Here is a 21,700-nt window from a genome sequence, read left to right as displayed (position 1 = left end):
GGGAATCGGGGCGGACGTCGAGGGGCGGGCCGGTGACACCGGCCCGCCCCTGAACTGGCTGTGCTACGGCGTCACTTCACGGCGCCCGCCATCACACCGGACACGAACTGCCGCTGGAACGCGAAGAACACCGCCAGCGGCACCACCATCGAGATGAACGCACCGGGTGCCAGCACGTCGATGTTGTTGCCGAACTGCCGCACCTGCGTCTGGAGCGCGACCGTGATCGGCTGGCTGCCGGCGTCCGTGAACACCAGCGCCACCAGCATGTCGTTCCACACCCACAGGAACTGGAAGATGCCGAGGCTCGCGATGGCGGGCCCGCCCAGCGGCATCACCACCCGCGCGAACAGCCGCAGTTCACCCGCCCCGTCGAGGCGGGCCGCCTCCAGCAGCTCACGGGGGATCTCCGCGAAGAAGTTTCGCAGCAGGAACACCGCGAACGGCAGCCCGAACCCGACGTGGAACAGGATCACCCCCAGGATGGAACCGAACAGGCCGATGCTGCCGAACAGTTCGGCGATCGGGATCAGCGCCACCTGCACCGGCACCACCAGCAGGCCCACCACGGCCAGGAACCACCAGTCGCGGCCCGGGAACTCCATCCACGCGAACGCGTAGCCCGCCAGCGCGCCGATCACCACCACCAGCACGGTCGCCGGGACGGTGATCAGCACCGTGTTGACGAGGGAGTCGGTGATGTCGCCGTTCTCCAGCAGCTTCTCGTAGCTGTCGACGGTGAGCCGGGCGGGCTCGGTGAACACCGTCCACCAGCCGCTCTCGTTCATGTCCCGGGTGCTGCGCAGCGAGGACAGCAGCAGGCCGACGGTCGGCACCAGCCAGAACAGGCCCACCACGATCAGGAAGACCCGCACCGCGCCGCCGCTCAGCTTCTCGACCGCCCACGCGGCCGGCGACCGCCTCGGCTGTGCGGACAGCTTCGTCATCGCCGTACCTCCCGCCTGAGCCGCCGGACGTTGAACCACATCACCGGGATCACCAGCAGCAGCAGGAACACCGCGATCGCGCTCGCGATGCCCGGCTGGTCCTCGGCGAAGCCCTTGCGGTACAGCTCCAGGGCGAGCACGTTCGCGTCGTCCTGCGAGGAGCCCGGGGCGATGATGAAGACCAGGTCGAACACCTTCAGCACGTTGATCATCAGGGTGACGGTGACGACCGCGAGCACCGGCGCGAGCAGCGGCACGGTGACCCGGCGGAACACCTGCCACTCACTGGCGCCGTCCACCCGCGCCGCCTCCAGCAGCTCCCGGGGCACCCCGGCGAGACCGGCCGCGATCAGCACCATCGCGAAACCCGCCCACATCCAGATGTACGAGCCGATGATGGCGGGGGTCACGAGCGACGGGCCCAGCCAGTCCAGGCCGTTGTACGGCTCCTTGAAGTTGTCGGCGGGCAGCCGCAGCAGCGCCCCCTCCGCGGAGGCGGGCAGGGTGAAGGTGCCGTCGTCGGCGGCCGTGGTGGAGGCGACCACCTCGCCGTCCTTCACCGCCTCGATCCGCATCCCCGGGTAGCCGAACTCGGACGGGTCCGGCGCGCCGAGGGTGCCCACGCCCTCGCCGCGGGTGAAGTCCTGCCAGGTGGTGCCGGTGATCTCGCCCGGCTCCGCCGGTGGCTTCGCGGCGGGCCGCGCGTCGTCGGGCATCAGGTCCGGCGCCACCCCCACCAGCGGCAGCGTCACCGGCTCACCCGCGCGGACCGGTTCCTTCGTGATGAACGCGCCCCCGCCCGCCGGTTCCAGGGGCGACTCCCGCCCCGGATGGGCCTTCGGGAAGGCCGACGACTGCGCGAACGTGTCGTGCACGCCCACCCACACCGCGTTCGCCACGCCCTTGTCCGGGTCCTGGTCGTACACCAGCCGGAAGATGATGCCCGCGGCGAGCATCGAGATCGCCATCGGCATGAAGACGACCAGCTTGAACGCGGTGCCCCAGCGCACCCGTTCGGTGAGCACCGCGAAGATCAGCCCGAGCGCGGTCGCGACGGTCGGCGCGAACACCACCCAGACGATGTTGTTCTTCAGCGCGGTGCGGATGCCGTCGTCGGTGAACAGGGCCCGGTAGTTGTCGAATCCGGCGAAGCCGTCGCCGGACTGGTCGTAGAAACTGCGGACGACCGAGTACCCGATCGGGTAGACCACGAGCGCCCCGAGCAGCACCAGCGCGGGCAGCAGGAACAGCGCCGCGACGGTGGTGCGGGTGCCGGTCACGCTCTTGCGCCTGGGGGGAGCGGCGGAGGTCCCGGGGACCTCCGCCGAGGGTGCCGGCGACGTCATCGCCGGCTCAGTTCCCGTACGCCGCGGCCGCGTCGGCCTCCAGCCTGCGCTGGGTGCCCGCGATGTCCTTCGGGTTCTTCAGGAAGTCCTGCAACGCCTTCCACTCACCCTTGCCGGGCGTGCCGCCGAAGGCCTGCGGGGCCTGGTCGGACATGTCGAAGCGGAAGTCGTCGCCGGCCGCGATCAGTGCCTTCGCCATCTCCTGCTGCACCGCGTTCGGATACGCCTTCGGGTCCACGTTCTTGTTCGGCGAGAGGTAGCCGCCGAGCCCCGCCTGGACCGTCGCCGCGTCCGGGGACGCCAGGAAGGTGGCCAGGGCCTGCGCCGCCTTGGAGTCCTCCAGGATCACCGCCGCGTCGCCGCCGGAGACCACGGGCGCCGAGTCGCCGACCGCCGGGAACGGGAACACCTTCGCGTCCGTGCCCACCTTCGCGTCGGTCTCCGCGATGTTCACCTGCACGAAGTCGCCCTCGTAGACCATGCCCGCCTTCGGCTGGTCGCCGCCGGTGAAGGTCTGCGTGACGGAGGCCGGGAACTCGGTCTGCAGCGCGCCGCTCGCACCGCCCGCCAGGTAGTCCTGCTTGCCCCAGATCTGCGCCAGCGTGGTCAGCGCCTCCTTCACGGAGGGGTCCGTCCACTTGATCTCGTGCTTGGCCAGCTGGTCGTACTTCTCCGGGCCGGCCTGGGAGAGGTACACGTTCTCGAACCAGTCGGTGAGCGTCCAGCCGTCCGCGCCGCCGACGGAGAACGGCGTCACCCCGGAGTCGTAGACCGTCTGCGCGGTGGTGAGCAGGTCCTCCCAGGTCTTCGGCTCCTCGGCGCCCGCGTTCTCGAAGACCTGCGCGTTGTACCAGATCAGGGACTTGTTGGCGGCCTTGTAGTAGACGCCGTACGGCTTGCCGTCGACCGCGCCGATGTCCTGCCAGCCCTGCGAGAAGTTCTTCTTCAGCTCGGCCTGCGCCTCGGCGCCCAGCGGCTTCGCCCAGCCCTTCTCCACGGCCTGCCTGATCGCGCCCGGCTGCGGGAGCATCGCGACGTCCGGCGGCTGACCGCCCGCGATCTTCGAGCCGAGGAAGTTGATGATCGGGTCCTGCGCCGGGACGAAGGTGACCTTCGCGCCGGTGCGCTTCTCGAACTCCGCGAGCACCTTCTTGAAGTTGGCCTGCTCCGGCCCGGTCCAGACGGCGGCGACCTCCAGGGACTCGCCGTCCAGCCGGGGAAGCTTCACCGTGGCGGTGGTCTCGGCGTCGCCGCTCGCGCCTTCCGTCGGGCTGTCCTTGTCGTCGTCGCCTCCGCAGGCGGCGAGCGAGAGCGTGAGCGCTCCCGCGAGAAGGGCTGCGGCGGACCGCGCCGCCCTCCGTGTCGTCGTCCGGCTGCTGCTCCTGATGTGCATCACGGCCCCGTTCTTCGTTCCTCGTCGAACGTCCAGCGCTGATCCGTATGCTCCGTGAGCACTGGTCTACGCCGGGTGAGATACGTCGGCAAGGGCGCGAACCGGGTCAGGGGCGTGATCGTGACCGCGCTGTGACTCGCGCGCGCCCTGGCCGGTGCCCGCGGCAGCCACGGGGAACGGGGCGGCGGCACCCGCCGAACGGCCCGCCGCCCGGCGCGGGCCGCGGGGTCGCGATGCGCGGGGCGCGGCCGTGGCCCGGCCGCCCTGGAACGGGGTCACCCGCCCGGCCCGGCCCGCCTCTCCGGCCCGCCTCTCCGGCCCGCCCGTCCGGACCGGCCCGCCCGTCCGGACCGGTCCGCCGCGTCCCGGTGGCGGCTCGTGCGGTGCGCGGTGCGGGGGCCGGTGGTCACAGCAGGGACGGCACCTGGGCCGCCGACACCTCCCGTGCCGCCCGCTCCAGCGCGCTGGCCAGGAGTGCCAGGTCGGTCGGGCCGTTGCCCAGCTCGCGCACCGGGCGGCGGGCCGGCGGGTCGCCCATGCGCTGCCAGTCCAGCGGCACGACGGTGGGCCTCAGGGTCGCGGTGCGCGGGATGCGGCCCGTGACCCGGCCGCCCTGGAACGGGGTCACCCGCCCGTCCGGCCCGGTCAGCCGGCCGCGTCCCGGCGACGGCTCGTCCGGCCCCGGCGCGTCCAGCACGATCCGCAGCCGGGCCCGCCGCGCCGCCTCCGACTCGGCCGTACGGCCACCCGGCCCGGCCGCCGCGACCAGGTGCACGCCCAGCCGCTCGCCGTCCCGGGCCACCGCCTCCAGCGCCCGCACGACCGACCCGGCCGCGGGCCGCCCCGGGGAGCCCAGCGCCGGCGACACCAGCGCGTCGAGATCGTCCACGACCACCACCAGCCGTGGCAGCGGCGGCGCCGCCTCCGCCTGCCGGCGCCCCCCGCCCGGCCGCAGCCGCAGCGTCGAACTCGGCGGCCCGTCCAGGTCCGCGGCACCGGAACCACCGCCCGGCCCCGGCGTCCGGCCGGGGACCTGCCCCGGCTGCCGCCCCGGAGCGGAGCGCTGCGCGACCATGCGTCCCGCCAGCTCCCGCCCGGTGTGCCACTCCGCGAAGTCCGAGCGGCCCAGCAGTTCCGCCCGCCGCTTCAGCTCGGCGCTCAGCGACTGGGCGAACTCCCGCATGCGCACCGGGTCGTTGGCGGTGAGGTGGGTGGTGACGTGCGGTACGTCCGTGCAGACGCGCAGACCGTCGCCGTGCGCCGGTCCCGTACCCACGCTGTCCCGGCCGTCCACCAGCACGATCCCCAGCCGGTCGGGACGCTCCGCGGCGGCCAGCGAGGCCACCACCGCGCGCAGCAGCTCCGTACGGCCGCTGCCCGCGGGGCCCTCGACCAGCAGATGCGGGCCGTCCGCCACCAGGTCCGTGCAGACCGGTCCGCGCGGGCCCGCCCCGAGCACCGCCCAGGCACGTCCGCCGAGCGCCTGGGTGTCGTCGGCCGCGTCCGCCCAGCGGGCCATCAGCGACGCCGGGGTGGCCCGGGCCAGCCCCAGCTCGTCCAGCAGCCGGGCCGACCGGGGCAGCGGCGCGGACACCCGGCCCTGCCGCTCACCGCCGGAGCCGTCGGGCCGCAGCGGCGCCAGCGCCCGGGCGAACCGCTCGGCCCAGGCGGGGGAGACGGCGTCGACGGTCGCCATCGTGCCGTGGCCGACCGGACCGGGCGCGACCGTGCCCTCCGCCCGGGCCACCCGCAGCAGCCGCAGCGCCGTCGCGACGTCCCCGCTGAGCAGCGCCACCGCCCCGCACGCGCGGAACGCGGGCGCCACCGCGCAGGCCGCCTCGTACGTCTCCGTCACCGGCGAGACCGGTGACGCGGGCGCCGTCTCGGCCAGGCACACCACGTGGATCCCCGCGCGCGGCCCCTCCGCCGCCAGCCGTGCCACCGCCTCCCGCAGCCCGGCACCGCCGGGGTCGCCGTCCACGACCACGACCGTGTACGGCCCCGGGAAGCGGCCCTCGGCACCGCCGTCCGGCAACGCCGGGGACGGGGCGGGGGCGCCCGGGGAGCCCGGTGCCGTCGCCGCGGCGGCCGGGGCCAGGCCGTACGCCGTGCCGAGGACCGTGGCGGTGGCACCCGGAGTGCCGTGCGCCCCCGGGTGAGGGGAGGAGTGCGGGTGGGAGCCGGGACGGGCCCCGTCCCGCCGCGTGTCCGCCGCCGGGCCCGCGCCGGTGGGGCGCGGACCGGCCGGGGCGGGCGGGACGGCCGCCGTCACGGGGGCCGCCGCGGCGGCTGCCGCGGCGGCTGCCGCGGGGTGCCCGGCCGCGGCCGGAGAACCGCCGTCGGCGGGTGCGAACGCGGATGCGGAACCGGCGGCGTCGCCCGTGGCGCGGTGGCCGGGCGAGGCGTGCGGCGCGGGGTCCGGCCCGGCCGCGGCCGGCCGCTCGTGCGGCGCGCCGCCCCGGGCTCCACCGCCCCGCGGAGCGTCACCCGTCCCGTCCGGGGACGCCGGCCCGGCGCCGTCCGCGCGGTCCGCCAGGTGGTCGTCCAGGCGGCGCAGGAGCTCGCCGGTGCGGGCGGCCGCCTGCTCGTGGTCGTAGGCGAGCAGGAGGCGGCAGTCCTGGCCGTGGCCGGGCCGGACCTGCGGCAGCCAGCCCAGCCACGCCCACTCGGCGGTGCGCTCCGCCACCGGACGGGAGCGGTCGGCGCTGATGAGCACGATCTCCAGGGCCGCGGGGGAGTGCAGCGCGGCGAGCTGCGCCAGCACCGCGCGGGCCACACCGGCGAGCCGCGGGCGCGGCCCGGCCAGGCCCAGCGCGCCCGCCTCGCGCAGATCCGCGGTCACCGGCACGGCGGGCAGCAGGCCGGAGCCGTCGGGCGCCGGCCGGTCGGCGGTGCCGAGCCGCACCGTCAGCGCCTCCGGGTGGCCCGGCCCGCGCTCCCACAGCCGGGGACCGGGGCCGAGCGCGGTCAGCAGCACGGCCGCCGGGTCCGGCCAGGTCTCGGGCACGGGCGGGCCGGCCGTGGGCCCCGGCCGCGCGGTGACGGCGGCCTCGCCGTCGTACGTCTCGGGCCCGGCCGGCGCCGGCTGCTCGCCGCGTCCGCCGGCCAGGCGGCGCGCCCAGGCGCCGAGGCCGCCGCGCCTGCGCCCGAGATGCGCGGTGGACGCGGCGTCGGGGCCGGCCGGGCCGCGGCGCCCGGCGTGGGTCCCGCCGTCGGCCGGCGGCCGGGCGGGCGGCAGCGGGCGGGCACCGGGCGGAGTGGGCGAGGAACGCCCTTGCCGCGCCGGGTCCTTGCCCCGCTCCGGCGAGGGCGCGCCGGCCTGTCCCGGTACGGCCGGCGGGCGCACGGCCGGCGCCACGGGCGCGTGGTCCCGGGCGGCCGACGGGGCCTCCCCGCCGTCCCGCCGTGCCGGCGCGGCGGGACCGTCCGCGCGCGCGTGGCTCTCCGGGGTGTCCGGGAGGCCGGCGGAGGGGGACGCCGGGGCCACCCGGACGTACCCCTCGCCGTCCGGCGCCGTGCCCCGCCGGGCTCCCGGCCCCCCGGCCGGGGCGAGGCGCAGCGCGGACTCGCCGAGCCGCAGCAGCGCGCCCGGCGGCAGCCGCACCGGGCGCGAGCCCACGCGGGTGCCGCCGACGGTGGTGCCGTTGGTGGAGCCGAGGTCGGCGACCGTGACGCGGCCGTCGGGGTCGAGGGTCACCGCGCAGTGCAGCCGGGACACGTCCGGGTCGTCGAGCGGGACGTCGGCGTCGGCGGAGCGGCCGATGTCGATCCGGCCGCCGTGCAGCAGGTGGACCCCGCCCGCGTCGGGACCGGCGACCACGTCGAGGCGGGCCGGGGCGTCGTCGACCTCGGGGTGCGGCTCGGGGTCGGCGGGGGCACCGAGGGAGAGCACGGCGCCGTCCAGCAGCGGGGGCTCGCCGAGGGTGCAGCGGCGCTCGTCCAGGCGCTCCGCACCGGCGTACAGCACCACCGGTCCCGCCTGGGCCGGGTCGCCGGTGACGGCCGAGGCCAGCGCGGCGGCGACCGCCGAAAGGGCCGTTCCGGCGGGCGCGGTCACCAGCACGTCGCGGCTCGCGGCACGGCCGCCCGCCTCGACCGGGGGCGGGCCCAGCGGGTCTACGACGGTCAGCCGGATCTGCATCGCCGTCAGCGGTCCCTTCTGCGCGGGCGCGGAGGGCTCCGCCCACCCCGCACGAGCACGTCGGCCAGTACTGCACGCATCCTCGCACCTGACACCGACAACGCGCCCGCCGCTCCGGAACAAGTGATCTTGATTGGTCGGCTCTGCCCGCAAAAGTGCCTGGCGGACGGGGTGGCGGCGACCGCTTGAGATCGGTCACGCCGGCTTCCCGCAACCCGGAGACCGGGGCGGGCGTCTTCCCTTCGAACGTGGCCGGGAACCGCGACGCAAGACCCACAGGAAGACGACAGCCCGGTCCGTCGCACCCCGGCACTACAGTGGGTCGCGAAAACAGACCTCAGGCAAGCCAAGCAACAGGGAGCGCGTGACGTGCGGCCAGTCGGCAGCAAGTACCTGCTCGAGGAGCCGCTCGGGCGCGGCGCCACGGGCACCGTCTGGCGAGCCCGCCAGCGGGAGACCGCGGGCGCCGAGGCGGCCGTGCCCGGACAGCCCGGTGAGACCGTCGCCATCAAGGTCCTCAAGGAGGAGCTGGCGAACGACGCCGATGTCGTGATGCGGTTCCTGCGCGAGCGCTCCGTGCTGCTCCGGCTGGCCCACCCGAACATCGTGCGGGTGCGCGACCTGGTGGTCGAGGGCGATCTGCTCGCCCTGGTCATGGACCTGGTCGACGGCCCGGACCTGCACCGCTACCTGCGCGAGAACGGCCCCCTCACGCCGGTCGCCGCGTCCCTGCTCACCGCGCAGATCGCCGACGCGCTCGCCGCCAGCCACGCCGACGGCGTGGTCCACCGCGACCTGAAGCCGGCGAACGTGCTGCTCAAGCAGGACGACGGCCGGATGCACCCGATGCTGACCGACTTCGGCATCGCCCGGCTCGCCGACTCGCCCGGCCTCACCCGCACCCACGAGTTCGTCGGCACGCCCGCGTACGTGGCCCCGGAGTCCGCGGAGGGCCGCCCGCAGACCTCGGCGGTCGACATCTACGGCGCCGGCATCCTGCTGTACGAGCTGGTCACCGGGCGTCCCCCGTTCTCCGGCGGCTCCGCCCTGGAGGTGCTGCACCAGCACCTGAGCGCCGAGCCGCGCCGCCCCTCCACCGTCCCGGAACCGCTGTGGACGGTCATCGAGCGCTGCCTGCGCAAGAACCCCGACGAGCGCCCGAGCGCCGAGAACCTGGCCCGGGCCCTGCGCGTCGTCGCCGACGGCATCGGTGTGCACGCGAACTCCGCGCAGATCGCCGCCGCCGAGGGCGTCGGCGCGCTCCTCGCCCCCGACCCGGCGCCCGCCGCGGTCCCCGGCACGCCGGGCGCGGCCGACCCGACCCAGGTGCTCCCGCAGGGCTCCGCGCCGGGCGCGTACGACCCGGACGGCGCCACCAGCGTGCTCCCGCACACCGCGGGCCCGGCCGGCGCGGCCGACCCCACCGCCGTCCTGCCGAACACCGGCGCCGCCGACCCGACGGCCGTCATGCCGCCAGTGCCCCCGCACCGGCCGGACGGGCCCGGCCAGGACGGACAGCAGGGCGAGCACCCCTGGCAGAACCAGCTCCGGGCGGCCCGGGACCGCAACGAGCAGACGCAGATCCAGTACCTGGACCCCGACCAGGACCCGCTGCGCCGCCGCCCCCAGCGGCAGGTCGCCCGGCCGCAGCAGCAGCCGCAGCGCCCCCAGCCCCGCCCGCAGCAGGGCCCGCCCCCCGGGTACGGCTATCCGCAGCAGCACCAGCAGCACCAGCAGCAGCAGCACCAGCCTCCGCAGCGCTACGTCACCCCGCAGCCCCAGCAGCCGCAGCCGCAGCGGTACGCGCCGCCCGCCCCGCCGCAGCCGCAGCGGCCCCAGCGCGAGCCCCGGGAGCCGCGCCGCCGCAGCGCCAACCCGATGCGCATCCCGGGCCTGGGGTGCCTCAAGGGCTGCCTGGTCACGATCGTCATCCTCTTCGTGGCCGGCTGGCTGATCTGGGAGCTGAGCCCGCTCCAGGAGTGGATCGGCACCGGAAAGGGCTACTGGGAGCAGCTCACCGACTGGTTCGGCACGGTGACCGGCTGGATCAGCGATCTCGGCGGCTCCGACGGCGGCGGGTCCGGGGGATCCACCCAGTAGCGGGGGCGGCGGCGCACGGCCGGCACCGTGGCCGGACGGCCGTGAGTCTGCCGATTTGTCGACACGCGCGGGGTGATTTCCGGCTCCCCGGTGAAGGCGGGCTCCCGGGACGCGTAGTTTTAGCGACAACACGCGTCCTGTAGGAGCAGTCTTGGCACGGAAGATCGGCAGCAGGTACACCGCGAACCAGATCCTGGGCCGGGGCAGCGCCGGCACGGTGTGGCTGGGCGAGGGACCGGAAGGGCCCGTCGCCATCAAGCTGCTGCGCGAGGACCTGGCGTCCGACCAGGAGCTCGTCGGACGCTTCGTCCAGGAGCGCACGGCCCTGCTCGGCCTGGAGCACCCGAACGTCGTCTCCGTCCGCGACCTCGTCGTCGACGGCAACGACCTCGCCCTCGTCATGGACCTGGTGCGCGGCACCGACCTGCGCACCCGGCTGGAGCGGGAGCGGCGGCTCGCCCCCGAGGCGGCCGTCGCGATCGTCGCCGACGTCGCCGACGGGCTCGCCGCCGCCCACGCGGCGGGCGTCGTCCACCGGGACGTCAAGCCCGAGAACATCCTGCTGGACATGCAGAGCCCGCTCGGCCCGGGCGGCTCCCACCGGGCCCTGCTCACCGACTTCGGGGTCGCCAAGCTCATCGACACCCCGCAGCGCACCCGGGCCACCAAGGTCATCGGCACCCCCGACTACCTCGCCCCGGAGATCGTCGAGGGCCTGCCCCCGCGCGCCTCCGTCGACATCTACGCCCTCGCGACCGTCCTCTACGAGCTGCTGGCCGGCTTCACCCCCTTCGGCGGCGGCCACCCCGGCGCGGTGCTGCGCCGCCACGTCACCGAGACCGTCGTCCCGCTGCCCGGCATCCCCGAGGAGCTGTGGCAGCTCGTCGTGCAGTGCCTCGCGAAGGCCCCCGCCTCCCGGCTGCGCGCCTCCGAGCTGGCCGCGCGGCTGCGCGAGCAGCTGCCCACCCTCGCCGGGATGCCGCCGCTGGACGTGGACGAACCGGACGTCGACGCGGCCGAGCCCGCCGACGAGGACCCGCAGCCGGACCGGGGCGAGCCCGCCCTCCCGCCGCGCCGGCGCCGGGGCGCCGTCTCCCTGGTCCCCGGCGCCCGGCCCGACTCCAACCGGGACACCCACACCTCGATGCGCGTCCCCGCCCCCGACGAGCTGGCCGGCGGCGCCCACGGCACGGCCCGCGCCCCGCGCGCGGCCGGCGCCCCCCGGCCCGGCTCGGCCCGCAACCGCGCCGCCGCCCGCAGGCGCCGGCTCGCCCTCGGCGCCGCCGCGGTGGCCGTCGCGGCGGCCGTCGGCGCCGGCACCTGGCTGGCGACGTCGGGCGACGAGCCGGGCGGCGCCCCCCAGGACATGAGGAACTCGGCCCCGGAGACGCCCTGAGGTCCCGGGGCGGCCGGCCCGCCGGTGCGGCGACCTGGGGCGGGCCCGTTCCGCGCCGGGCGGGGGGCCGGGGGCGCGCCCCGGCGGCCGCCCGGCGCCGGGTGCGTCACAACCGACGCCGGGGACGGCACTGGCAAAGCGGCGGAGCCGTTACGCTGGGAGCGTGGCAGTCGTCGATGTATCCGAAGAGCTCAAGTCCCTCTCCTCGACCATGGAGTCGATCGAGGCCGTTCTGGACCTCGACAGGATGAGGGCAGACATCGCCGTGCTCGAGGAGCAGGCGGCCGCGCCGTCCCTGTGGGACAACCCGGAAGAGGCGCAGAAGATTACCAGCAAGCTCTCCCACCTCCAGGCGGAGGTGAGGAAAGCCGAGGCGCTGCGCTCGCGGATCGACGATCTCGCCGTGCTCTTCGAGATGGCCGAGGAGGAGGACGACCCGGACACCCGTGCCGAGGCCGAGTCCGAGCTGGTCGCCGTCAAGAAGGCGCTGGACGAGATGGAGGTGCGGACCCTCCTCTCCGGCGAGTACGACTCCCGTGAGGCGCTGGTCAACATCCGCGCCGAGGCCGGTGGCGTCGACGCCGCCGACTTCGCCGAGAAGCTTCAGCGCATGTACCTGCGCTGGGCCGAGCAGCGCGGCTACAAGACCGAGCTGATCGAGACGTCGTACGCGGAGGAGGCCGGCATCAAGTCGACCACCTTCTCCGTGCAGGCGCCCTACGCCTACGGCACCCTCTCCGTCGAGCAGGGCACCCACCGCCTGGTGCGCATCTCGCCCTTCGACAACCAGGGCCGCCGCCAGACCTCGTTCGCGGGCGTCGAGGTGCTGCCCGTCGTCGAGCAGTCCGACCACGTCGAGATCGACGAGTCCGAGCTGCGCATCGATGTCTACCGGTCCTCCGGGCCCGGCGGTCAGGGCGTGAACACCACCGACTCCGCGGTGCGCATCACGCACATCCCGACCGGCATCGTCGTCTCCTGCCAGAACGAGCGCTCGCAGATCCAGAACAAGGCCACCGCCATGAACGTGCTCCAGGCGAAGCTGCTGGAGCGGCGCCGCCAGGAGGAGCAGGCCAAGATGGACGCCCTCAAGGGCGACGGCGGCAACTCCTGGGGCAACCAGATGCGTTCGTACGTCCTGCACCCGTACCAGATGGTCAAGGACCTGCGCACGGAGTACGAGGTCGGCAACCCCGAGGCCGTGTTCAACGGCGAGATCGACGGGTTCCTCGAGGCCGGGATTCGCTGGCGCAAGCAGCAGGAGAAGTAAGTTTGTCGACAAAGCCAACCGCCCCTGAACCAGGGGCGGTTGTCGTTTGCCCAGGTTTCACATCACACTCACAGGCGTCGACCCCGGCAAACCGCATCGCACAGGGCATAGCGCGCGCAACGCCCTTGACGTTGCTTTGAAAAATCGGAAGGGTGAAGCGCGGCATGCGTATCTCTGGGGCGCATGTGAACCGGGGGGCTTCACAAGACAGCTATCTCCGTTGATCACGGCCCCGAGCGCCGCCTCATTGACGATCAGCTACTGGGGGTAGCAACCACATGACCAAGAAGACGCGGATGCGTGTCGCGCGGATAGCGGCGGGCGCCGTGATCGCCGCCGGTGCCTCGCTGACTGCCGCGGGTGTCGCGCAGGCCGCCGGTGCGGACGACCCGATCTGCGACATCGTCGTCACGCCGGACTGCGAAGAGGACCCGGGCGACCCGGGTGACCCCGGTGACCCGGGCGACCCCGGTGACCCGGGCGACCCCGGTGACCCGGGCGACCCGGGTGACCCCGGCGATCCCGGTGACCCGGGTGACCCGGGCGATCCCGGTGACCCGGGTGACCCGGGTGACCCCGGTGACCCGGGCGACCCGGGTGACCCGGGCGACCCGGGTGACCCCGGCGATCCCGGTGACCCGGGCGACCCGGGCGATCCCGGTGACCCGGGCGACCCGGGTGACCCCGGTGACCCGGGCGACGAGGAGCCCGGCAACCCGGTCGAGCCGGACGAGCCCTCGGACCCTGCCGACCCGACGAGCCCGGGTACCGGTGGCGGCAACAACACCGACCCCGACGGTGGCTCCGGTGACTCCGCGCAGAGCGCGGGTTCCTCGGCCCTGACCGACACCGGTGCGGACGCCCCGGCCTCCGACCCCTCCGCCCAGGGCGGTGGCGACGAGCTGGCCGAGACCGGTGCCACCGAGACCACGTTCCTGCTGATCGGTGCCGCGACGATGATCGCCGGCGGTGTCGGCTTCCGCGTGCTGCCGCGTCTGGTCGGCGGCCGTGGCGGCGCGGCTGCCTGAGGCGGCCCGGCCGGGCGGCGATGACCGCTCGCAGCCGAAAGGGCCCGGAGCGCGAAGCTCCGGGCCCTTCCCTTTCGTCACGCCGTCTGGTGTGCCAGCAGCGCCACCGCGGCGATCAGCACCGCCAGCAGGGCGATCAGCGTCATGGGATTCAGCGCGGACAGCGGATTCTCCTGCTGGAGCCGCTCGCGATTGGCCCGGCACACGGGGCAGCGGCCCTCGCTGACGGGCGCGGCACAGTTCGCGCACACCAGCCGGTCGTACGTCATGTGCTCGCCCTCCTAGTGCCGGTTCTCGTTGGACAACGCCCTCGGGGGTGAGAACGTTCCCCCTCCACTGTGCCAGGTTCCTCCGGAGGGTGCGCGGGCCCCTTGCAAGGCGTACGGTTTCCGTGGTCGCGGGACCGCGGAGCGTGGGGATCCGCGGTGGCGGTGCCGCGCGGTCGTCCCCCGCGTCCGGGCGAGCGCGCTCACCGCCGGCACAAAAGGCACAACCCGCACGCAACCCCTACCGGTGCCTGCGGTTGCCCGCCCGGTTCGCGTATGGTCACGCTCATCTACCCCCGGCGACCCGTGGTGCATCCGTGATCCGATTCGACAATGTCTCCAAGGTCTACCCCAAGCAGACCCGCCCGGCCCTCAGGGACGTCTCCCTGGAGGTCGAGAAGGGCGAGTTCGTGTTCCTCGTGGGGTCCTCCGGCTCCGGAAAGTCCACCTTCCTGCGGCTGATCCTCCGCGAGGAGCGGGCCAGCCACGGACAGGTGCACGTCCTGGGCAAGGACCTCGCCCGCCTCTCCAACTGGAAGGTGCCGCACATGCGCCGCCAGCTGGGGACGGTGTTCCAGGACTTCCGGCTGCTGCCGAACAAGACCGTCGCCGAGAACGTGGCCTTCGCCCAGGAGGTCATCGGCAAGTCCCGCGGCGAGATCCGCAAGTCGGTGCCGCAGGTGCTCGAGCTGGTCGGGCTCGGCGGCAAGGAGGACCGGATGCCGGGCGAGCTGTCCGGCGGCGAGCAGCAGCGCGTGGCCATCGCGCGGGCCTTCGTGAACCGGCCCAAGCTGCTGATCGCCGACGAGCCCACCGGCAACCTCGACCCGCAGACCTCGGTCGGCATCATGAAGCTGCTCGACCGGATCAACCGCACCGGTACGACCGTCGTGATGGCCACCCACGACCAGAACATCGTGGACCAGATGCGCAAGCGCGTCATCGAGCTGGAGAAGGGCCGCCTCGTCCGCGACCAGGCGCGCGGCGTCTACGGCTACCAGCACTGACGATCCACGACGGAAAGGCACAACCAGACGCCATGCGCGCCCAGTTCGTTCTGTCGGAGATCGGTGTCGGTCTCCGCCGCAATCTCACGATGACCTTCGCGGTCGTCGTCTCCGTCGCCCTGTCCCTGGCCCTGTTCGGCGGTTCACTGCTGATGAGCGACCAGGTGAACACCATGAAGGGCTTCTGGTACGACAAGGTCAACGTCTCGATCTTCCTCTGCAACAAGAGCGACGCCGAGTCCGACCCGGCCTGCGCCACCGGCGCGGTGACCGAGGAGCAGAAGCGCCAGATCAAGTCCGACCTGCAGAAGATGCCGGTCGTCGACACCGTCACGTACGAGTCGCAGGACGAGGCGTACAAGCACTACAAGGAGCAGTTCGGCGACTCCCCGCTGGCCAGCTCGCTGACGCCGGACCAGATGCAGGAGTCGTACCGCATCAAGCTGAAGGACCCGGAGAAGTACCAGGTCATCGCCACCGCCTTCAACGGCCGGGACGGCGTGCAGTCCGTGCAGGACCAGAAGGAGACCCTGGACAACCTGTTCAAGCTCCTGGAGGGCATGAACTGGGCCGCGCGCGCGGTGATGGCGCTGATGCTGGTCGTGGCGCTGATGCTGATCGTCAACACGGTGCGCGTCTCGGCGTTCAGCCGGCGCCGCGAGACCGGGATCATGCGCCTGGTCGGCGCCTCCGGCTTCTACATCCAGGCCCCGTTCATCATGGAGGCCGCGGTCGCCGGACTCATCGGCGGCGCGGTCGCGTGCGCGTTCCTGGTGACCGCCCGGTACTTCCTGATCGACCACGGGCTCGCCCTGGCCGACCAGCTCGAACTGATCAACTTCATCGGCTGGGACGCCGTCCTGACGAAGCTGCCGCTCATCCTCGCCACGAGCCTGCTGATGCCCGCGCTGGCCGCGTTCTTCGCGCTGCGCAAGTACTTGAAGGTGTGACGCACGCCAACGAGGGCCGTACGGTCAACGGACCGTACGGCCCTTCGCGTTGTCCTAGACTCACCGGCATGTCAGGTCGTGACCTGTTCTGTCAGCCCCGCCGTACGCGCCGCGGGACCGCCCTGACCCTGGTGTTCGCGAGCGTGCTCGTCACCGGTGCCGCCACGGGCTCGCTGCCCGGCACCGGGCGCGGCCCCGCACCCGGTCCGTCCCGGACGCCCGCCACGGCGGCCCGCCCCGACGACGTGCGGGCCGCCGCCGCCCGGGCCGTGGCGGACGGCACCTCGCCGCTGAAAGCCGCCGAGCGCGCCGTCAGCCGCAGCTCGGACCGCTGGGACGCCGTCTACTCGCCGGGCGAGTACGAGGAGTTCGAGGAAGCCCTGGACGGCGCCTACACCGGCGTCGGGCTGTGGGCGCGGCGCGAGCGGTCCGGGCGGATCGAGGTGACCCAGGTGGCCCCCGGATCGCCCGCGGCCGACGCCGGGATCCGCGCGGGCGACCGGCTGCGCAGCGTCGACGGCCGGCCGGTCGACGGGCGGCCCGTCACCGAGGTGGTCTCCTTGCTGCGCGGTGACGCCACCGACGCCCCCGCCGGCACTCCGGTCCGGCTGGGCGTGGAGCGCGGCACGCGCGCGTGGAGCCTCACACTGCGCCGGGCCAGGCTCTCCACCGACTCGGTGAGCGTCCGCACCCTCCCCGACGGGGACACCCTGATCAAGGTCGGCGCCTTCACCAAGGGCTCCGGTGACACCGTCCGCGACGCGGTCCGGCGGGCCCCGCGCGACGACGGCATCGTCCTCGACCTGCGCGGCAACCCCGGCGGTCTGGTCACCGAGGCCGTCACCACCGCCTCCGCCTTCCTCGACGGCGGGCTCGTCGCCACCTACGACGTCGAGGGCGAGCAGCGCGCGCTGCACGCCGAGCCCGGCGGCGACACGGCCAGGCCCCTGGTCGCCCTCGTCGACGGCGGCACGATGAGCGCGGCCGAGCTGCTGACGGGCGCGCTGCAGGACCGGGGCCGGGCGGTCGTGGTGGGCTCGCGCACCTTCGGCAAGGGCTCGGTGCAGATGCCGAGCCGGCTGCCCGACGGCTCCGTCGCCGAGCTGACCGTCGGCCACTACCGCACCCCCTCCGGTCGCGGGGTGGACGGGCGGGGGATCACCCCCGACCTGGAGGCCGGCGAGGACGCGCTGCGGCGCGCGGAGACGGTGCTGGAGGGGCTGGGGGACTGACCGCCACGCCCGGCGGGCCCGGCGCTTAATGACTTCCCGCACACCCCCTCCGCAGTGCGAAAATGGGCGGCACTATGGCTAAGGAAAAAGGGCGCAAGCTGATCGCGCAGAACAAGAAGGCGCGGCACGACTACCTCATCATCGACACCTACGAGGCCGGTCTCGTCCTCACCGGTACCGAGGTGAAGTCGCTGCGCCAGGGGCGCGCCTCGCTGGTCGACGGCTTCGTGCAGCTGGACGGTCACGAGGCGTGGCTGTACAACGTGCACGTGCCGGAGTACAGCCAGGGCACCTGGACCAACCACAGCGCCCGCCGCAAGCGCAAGCTGCTGCTGCACCGCGAGGAGATCGACAAGCTGGAGTCGAAGTCCCAGGAGACCGGGCACACGATCGTGCCGCTGTCCCTGTACTTCAAGGACGGCCGGGCGAAGATCGAGATCGCGCTGGCGAAGGGCAAGAAGGAGTACGACAAGCGGCAGACCCTGCGGGAGAAGCAGGACCGGCGCGAGGCCGAGCGGGCGATGTCGGCGGTACGGCGCAAGCAGCGGGCCTGAGCCGTGACCGCGCGGGAATACGGTGGCACCCCCCGCCGTTGACCCCGTATGATGGCAGCTGCACTCACACGCTGGGTGCGGTGATTGAAAAATCAACATGGGGATGATCGGTTTCGACAGCGGCTGTCGAAGCAGGGGAAGCGTGTCGAGGAAGCGGCCATGATCTCGTAAACCACAGGCCGAAAAAAATAATCGCCAACACCAAGCGCGATTCCTCCCAGCAGGCCTTCGCCCTCGCTGCCTGATCTCAGGTAGCAGAGCGAGCCTCCTACTAAGGGAGTGTCAGCCCGGGGCTGTTCCCGACCCGGATCCTGGCATCAGCTAGGGGACTAAACCTCGATCCCGGTCACGGGGTGAAGAGGGAAACCAAACAGTGACTGAGCCCGTCGGAGACTTGTCCGCGTGATCTCCGGGGCCGAGAAAATCAGAGCGGACTGCACACGGAGAAGCCCTGGTTCCGCACCGTTGGACGCGGGTTCGATTCCCGCCATCTCCACCACCCCATGTACAGCACTGGCCCCGTCGCTCACGAGCGGCGGGGCCTTTGTCATGCGTCTGCGGGACCGGTCCGCCGGGCCGTGCTCGCGCGCACCGTCAGCACCGGCGGGAGGAGGGTCGTCGCGGCTACCGGCTCGCCGGCCCGGGCCCGCATCAGCAGCTCCACCGCGCGCTCGCCGGTCTCCGCGGCCGGCAGGGCGACCGAGGTCAGCGGTACGGGGGCGGATGCCGCCGCCTCGGCGGGGCAGATCGCGGTGACGGACAGGTCCTCCGGGACGCGCGTCCCGAGCTGCGCGAAGGCCTCGGTCAGCGGCTCCAGCGCCGCCTCGTTGTGGACGACGATCCCGGTCGGCGCCGGGTCTTCGCGCAGCAGCCGTCCGGCCGTCGCACGCGCCGCCGCCGCGGTGGCCTCGCAGGGGTGGACGGCGCAGGTGAGTGCCTGCCGGCCGGCGGCGGCGGTGAAACCCTGGAGCACGTGCTGGGCGCGGGCGGTCCGGCGGGCGTAGACCTCCGGTGGCGGGCCCACCAGCGCCACCGCCCGGTGGCCCAGCTCCGCCAGGTGGTCCACGCACCGCTCGGCCGCCGCCCCGAAGTCGAGGTCCACGCAGGTGAGCCCCGCCCGGTCGGCGGGGAAGCCGATCAGCACGGCCGGCCGGTCCAGTCCCCGCAGCACCGGCAGCCGGGGGTCGTGCAGCCGCACGTCCATCACGATCAGCCCGTCCACGGGTGCCGAGTCCACGGCCCGGCGCAGGCCCTCCTCGCCGTCGTCCTGGGTGAGGACCAGCACGTCGTGGCCGTACGACCGGGCGGCGGTCACCACCGAGGCCGCGTACCGCAGCGCCGTCGGCGCGTGGACGCCGGCCCACAAGGGCATCACCAGGCCCAGCACGTTCGCCGGGCCGCCGGCCGGGCGGGCGCCGGCGTGCGGGCGGTAGCCGAGGGTCCGGATGGAGGCCTGGACGCGGCGCCTGGTCTCCTCGGAGATCGGCCGTTTGCCGCTGAGCACGTACGAGACGGTGCTCGGGGAGACGCCCGCGTGCCGGGCCACGTCCGTGATCTTGACCATCAGCGCCCCGTCAGTCCTCACCGATCCGCGACATCCGCCGTCGAAGCGCTTCGACAGCCTCGCCGGGCGAAGGTATGTGCGCATCAGGGACGCGGTCAATGGTCCGGGCGGGAATCAGTGGAGCGGTTCGACGGCCGGCACCGGCCGAACGGGCGGAACGGGGCGCAGTGTGGCCAGGGTGAGGAGCAGGGCCGCGCCCGCCGCCGCGACCGGCACCGCGTACCCGGCCGTCGCCGACAGGTGTTCCGCCGTCCAGCCGCCCAGCGCGCTGCCGCAGGCGATGCCGCCCAGCAGACCGGTCACCGCGAGCGTCATGCCCTCGTTGAGCCGCCCCTCGGGGGTGCGTTGCTGCACCAGCGCCATCCCGGTCACCATCGTCGGCGCGGTCGCCATCCCGGCCACCAGCAGCGCGCCCCCGAGGACGAGCAGCGAGCCGGTGAGCGAGGCCGCCAGCAGCGGCAGGGTGAGCAGCGCGGTCATGCCGGCGATGCACCGCGCGTACCGGGTCTCGGCCGGCCCGGCCGGCCGCAGCCGCCCGTACAGCAGCCCGGCCGCGCACGACCCGGCGGCCTGGAGACCGAGCACCAGCCCGGCTGCCGCCCGGTGCCCGCGGGCGTCCGCGAACGCGAGGGTGACCACCTCCATCGCCCCGAACACCGTGCCCATGGCGAGGCACACGGCGAGCAGCGGCGGCATGCCCGGCGCGCGGACCGGTGACTTCCCCCGGGTGCCCGGCCGCACGGGCGGTTCGGTGGCCCGCTGGGCGGCGAACAGCAGCACCCCGGCCACCAGCAGCACGACGCCGGCCAGGGTGCCCGCCTCGGGGAACACCGCCCCGCACAGGAAGGCCGCGAGGACCGGGCCCACCATGAAGCACAGCTCGTCGACGGCCTGCTCGAAGGCGTTCGCCGTGTGCAGCGCGCCCTCGTCGCCCTTGAGCAGATGGGCCCAGCGGGCGCGGGACATGCCGCCCGTGTTCGGAGTGGTGGCGGTGGCCGCGTACGCGGCGAACAGGGTCCAGTCGGGGGCGCCGCGGCGGACGCAGAGGACCAGGGCGAGGCTGCCGAGGGCGGCGACCAGGGTGGCGGGCACGGCGACCCTGGCCTGGCCGTACCGGTCCACGAGCCGGGCGGTCCACGGGGCGACGAGCGCGGTCGCCGCGAGACCGGTCGCGGTGACCGCTCCGGCCAGGGCGTACGAGTCGCGCGCCCCGGCGATCATCACGACCGCGCTCACGCTGAACATGCCCATCGGCAGCCGGGCTATGAGGTTCCCGGCGGTGAAGGCCTTGGCGCCCGGGTGGGCGAAGAGGTGTCGGTACGGCATGCGTCCACCGTCGCCCGGGGGCCAGCGGGGGGTCCAACACCGGATCGGCGCCGATTGACGCACCTGTGTTGTAAGTTCCCCGGGTGTCCTCGTCCTCGCCCGTGTCCTCCTCCTTCATAGAGCCCCGGCTGCTGCGTGCCTTCGTCACCGTCGCCGAGGAACTGCACTTCACCCGGGCCGCCGCCCGGCTCTACGTCGCCCAGCAGGCACTGAGCAGGGACGTGCGGCGGCTGGAGCGGGAGTTGGGCGCCGAACTGTTCGTCCGGACCACCCGCCAGGTCACGCTGACCGGCGACGGCGAGCGGCTGCTGCCGTACGCACGCCGGGTGCTCCAGGCCCAGGACGAGCTGCTCGCCGCCTTCGGGCAGGCCCGCCCGCTGCTCGTCGACCTGAACTCCCCGGGCCTCGGGACCCCGCGCCAAGTCCTGCACCGGGCCCGCGAACTCGCCCCCGAGCAGGAGCTGATGGCCCGCTACGAGAGCGGGCTGACCGGCGCCGCGACCGAACTGCTCGCCGGGCGGCTGGACGCCTCGTTCGGGCGGTACGCGGGGCTCCCCACGGCGCTGCGCGGTCAGCTGGCCCACCAGCCGGTGCGGTGGGAGCCGATGGCGATCGTGCTGCCCGAGACGCACCAGCTCGCCTCCCGGGAGGCGGTGCCGCTGGCCGAACTGGCCGGGGAGACGGTGTACGCGGGGGCCGGCAACCCCCGGACACCGGAGTGGACGGACCTCGCGCACCGCCTGTTCGAGGGGCGCGGGATCAAGGTGGCCTCGCCCGCTCCGCTCGCCGTCGGGGCCGAGGAGTTCCAGCGGATCATGGCGAAATCGGGGAGCCCGGTGCTCGCGGTCGTGAGTTTTCCGGCCATGCCCGGCTGCGTGCTGCGTCCGCTCGTCGACCCCGTTCCGCTGTCGCCCGTGTCGTTGGTGTGGCGGAAAGGGCTTGCGCACCCCGGACTGGACGCGCTGCGGCGGGCAGCGAAGGAACTGGCGGCCGAGGAGGGGTGGCTGCGGCGACCCGCCGACGGATGGTTTCCGGCCAAGGACATTGCGCTGATGAACGCCCACAAGCGGCACGTGGCGCACACGTGAGTCCCTCGTGCGCTACATTCTTCGCCTGAGCACCGTGTGGTAAACGGGGCGCTCGGGCTGGGTGGGGGGCCTGGTTCGGCCGACGGGTGTTC

General features: G+C 74.1%; 16 protein-coding genes and 1 other RNA gene. 10 read left to right on the top strand and 7 right to left on the bottom strand.

Annotated features, from left to right (window positions below):
* Positions 1–71: 71 nt before the first annotated feature.
* From SGLAU_RS13360 to SGLAU_RS13345, 4 genes are all read right to left on the bottom strand, one after another.
* On the bottom strand, positions 72–947 hold the full coding sequence (locus SGLAU_RS13360; protein WP_043501333.1) for a carbohydrate ABC transporter permease: 876 nt from the start codon (positions 945–947) through the stop codon (positions 72–74).
* On the bottom strand, positions 944–2,227 hold the full coding sequence (locus SGLAU_RS13355; protein ID WP_043506589.1) for a carbohydrate ABC transporter permease: 1,284 nt from the start codon (positions 2,225–2,227) through the stop codon (positions 944–946). Before SGLAU_RS13355 ends, SGLAU_RS13360 begins: the two co-directional genes overlap by 4 nt.
* Before the next feature lie 73 nt (positions 2,228–2,300).
* Complete coding sequence (locus tag SGLAU_RS13350) at positions 2,301–3,686, bottom strand: ABC transporter substrate-binding protein (RefSeq protein WP_162484303.1); 1,386 nt, start codon at positions 3,684–3,686, stop codon at positions 2,301–2,303.
* Between the two features lie 406 nt (positions 3,687–4,092).
* Positions 4,093–7,827, bottom strand: coding sequence for an FHA domain-containing protein (locus SGLAU_RS13345; RefSeq protein WP_043501332.1), 3,735 nt, complete (start codon positions 7,825–7,827; stop codon positions 4,093–4,095).
* A 369-nt stretch (positions 7,828–8,196) separates the two neighbouring features.
* Here SGLAU_RS13345 and SGLAU_RS13340 point away from each other — a divergent pair, with 369 nt between their 5' ends.
* From SGLAU_RS13340 to SGLAU_RS13325, 4 genes are all read left to right on the top strand, one after another.
* Positions 8,197–9,927 (top strand): serine/threonine-protein kinase, encoded by a 1,731-nt coding sequence (locus SGLAU_RS13340; protein WP_043501331.1) that lies wholly within the window; start codon positions 8,197–8,199, stop codon positions 9,925–9,927.
* Between the two features lie 151 nt (positions 9,928–10,078).
* On the top strand, positions 10,079–11,323 hold the full coding sequence (locus tag SGLAU_RS13335; RefSeq protein WP_043501328.1) for a serine/threonine-protein kinase: 1,245 nt from the start codon (positions 10,079–10,081) through the stop codon (positions 11,321–11,323).
* A 163-nt stretch (positions 11,324–11,486) separates the two neighbouring features.
* Complete coding sequence (gene prfB / locus SGLAU_RS13330; RefSeq protein WP_043501326.1) at positions 11,487–12,593, top strand: peptide chain release factor 2; 1,107 nt, start codon at positions 11,487–11,489, stop codon at positions 12,591–12,593.
* A 278-nt stretch (positions 12,594–12,871) separates the two neighbouring features.
* A complete protein-coding gene (locus SGLAU_RS13325; protein WP_043501324.1) occupies positions 12,872–13,621 on the top strand; it encodes an LPXTG cell wall anchor domain-containing protein in 750 nt (249 codons plus the stop codon).
* A 77-nt stretch (positions 13,622–13,698) separates the two neighbouring features.
* On the opposite strand, the gene SGLAU_RS13320 is transcribed toward SGLAU_RS13325, so the two are convergent.
* On the bottom strand, positions 13,699–13,890 hold the full coding sequence (locus tag SGLAU_RS13320; RefSeq protein ID WP_043501323.1) for a hypothetical protein: 192 nt from the start codon (positions 13,888–13,890) through the stop codon (positions 13,699–13,701).
* Between the two features lie 314 nt (positions 13,891–14,204).
* Between SGLAU_RS13320 and ftsE the strand changes: the two genes are divergently transcribed.
* The 5 genes from ftsE (at position 14,205) to ssrA (ending at position 18,129) form a co-directional block, all read left to right on the top strand.
* Positions 14,205–14,894 carry a cell division ATP-binding protein FtsE gene (ftsE, locus tag SGLAU_RS13315; protein WP_043501321.1) on the top strand — a complete coding sequence of 230 codons (690 nt, stop codon included), beginning with the start codon at positions 14,205–14,207 and terminating at the stop codon, positions 14,892–14,894.
* Between the two features lie 32 nt (positions 14,895–14,926).
* Positions 14,927–15,844: a permease-like cell division protein FtsX gene (ftsX, locus tag SGLAU_RS13310; RefSeq protein ID WP_043501318.1), complete on the top strand. Its 918-nt coding sequence runs from the start codon at positions 14,927–14,929 to the stop codon at positions 15,842–15,844.
* Positions 15,845–15,912: 68 nt separating this feature from the next.
* A complete protein-coding gene (locus SGLAU_RS13305; RefSeq protein WP_078957701.1) occupies positions 15,913–17,076 on the top strand; it encodes a S41 family peptidase in 1,164 nt (387 codons plus the stop codon).
* A 74-nt stretch (positions 17,077–17,150) separates the two neighbouring features.
* Positions 17,151–17,630: an SsrA-binding protein SmpB gene (gene smpB, locus SGLAU_RS13300; RefSeq protein WP_043506586.1), complete on the top strand. Its 480-nt coding sequence runs from the start codon at positions 17,151–17,153 to the stop codon at positions 17,628–17,630.
* Positions 17,631–17,729: 99 nt separating this feature from the next.
* Positions 17,730–18,129, top strand: a transfer-messenger RNA (tmRNA) gene (ssrA, locus tag SGLAU_RS33150).
* A 48-nt stretch (positions 18,130–18,177) separates the two neighbouring features.
* Here the strand turns inward: ssrA and SGLAU_RS13295 are convergent.
* Both SGLAU_RS13295 and SGLAU_RS13290 read right to left on the bottom strand, forming a co-directional pair.
* Complete coding sequence (locus SGLAU_RS13295) at positions 18,178–19,194, bottom strand: LacI family DNA-binding transcriptional regulator (RefSeq protein WP_052413741.1); 1,017 nt, start codon at positions 19,192–19,194, stop codon at positions 18,178–18,180.
* A gap of 114 nt (positions 19,195–19,308) precedes the next feature.
* On the bottom strand, positions 19,309–20,520 hold the full coding sequence (locus SGLAU_RS13290) for an MFS transporter (protein ID WP_052413740.1): 1,212 nt from the start codon (positions 20,518–20,520) through the stop codon (positions 19,309–19,311).
* Between the two features lie 83 nt (positions 20,521–20,603).
* On the opposite strand from SGLAU_RS13290, the gene SGLAU_RS13285 reads away from it, so the two are divergent.
* Positions 20,604–21,608: a LysR family transcriptional regulator gene (locus SGLAU_RS13285; RefSeq protein ID WP_412556229.1), complete on the top strand. Its 1,005-nt coding sequence runs from the start codon at positions 20,604–20,606 to the stop codon at positions 21,606–21,608.
* Positions 21,609–21,700 lie beyond the last annotated feature (92 nt).

It is taken from the genome of Streptomyces glaucescens (assembly GCF_000761215.1).
In the GTDB taxonomy this organism is placed as follows: domain Bacteria; phylum Actinomycetota; class Actinomycetes; order Streptomycetales; family Streptomycetaceae; genus Streptomyces; species Streptomyces glaucescens_B.
Note: the sequence above shows the minus strand (reverse complement) of the source record. Positions and strands in the feature narration are given on the sequence as shown.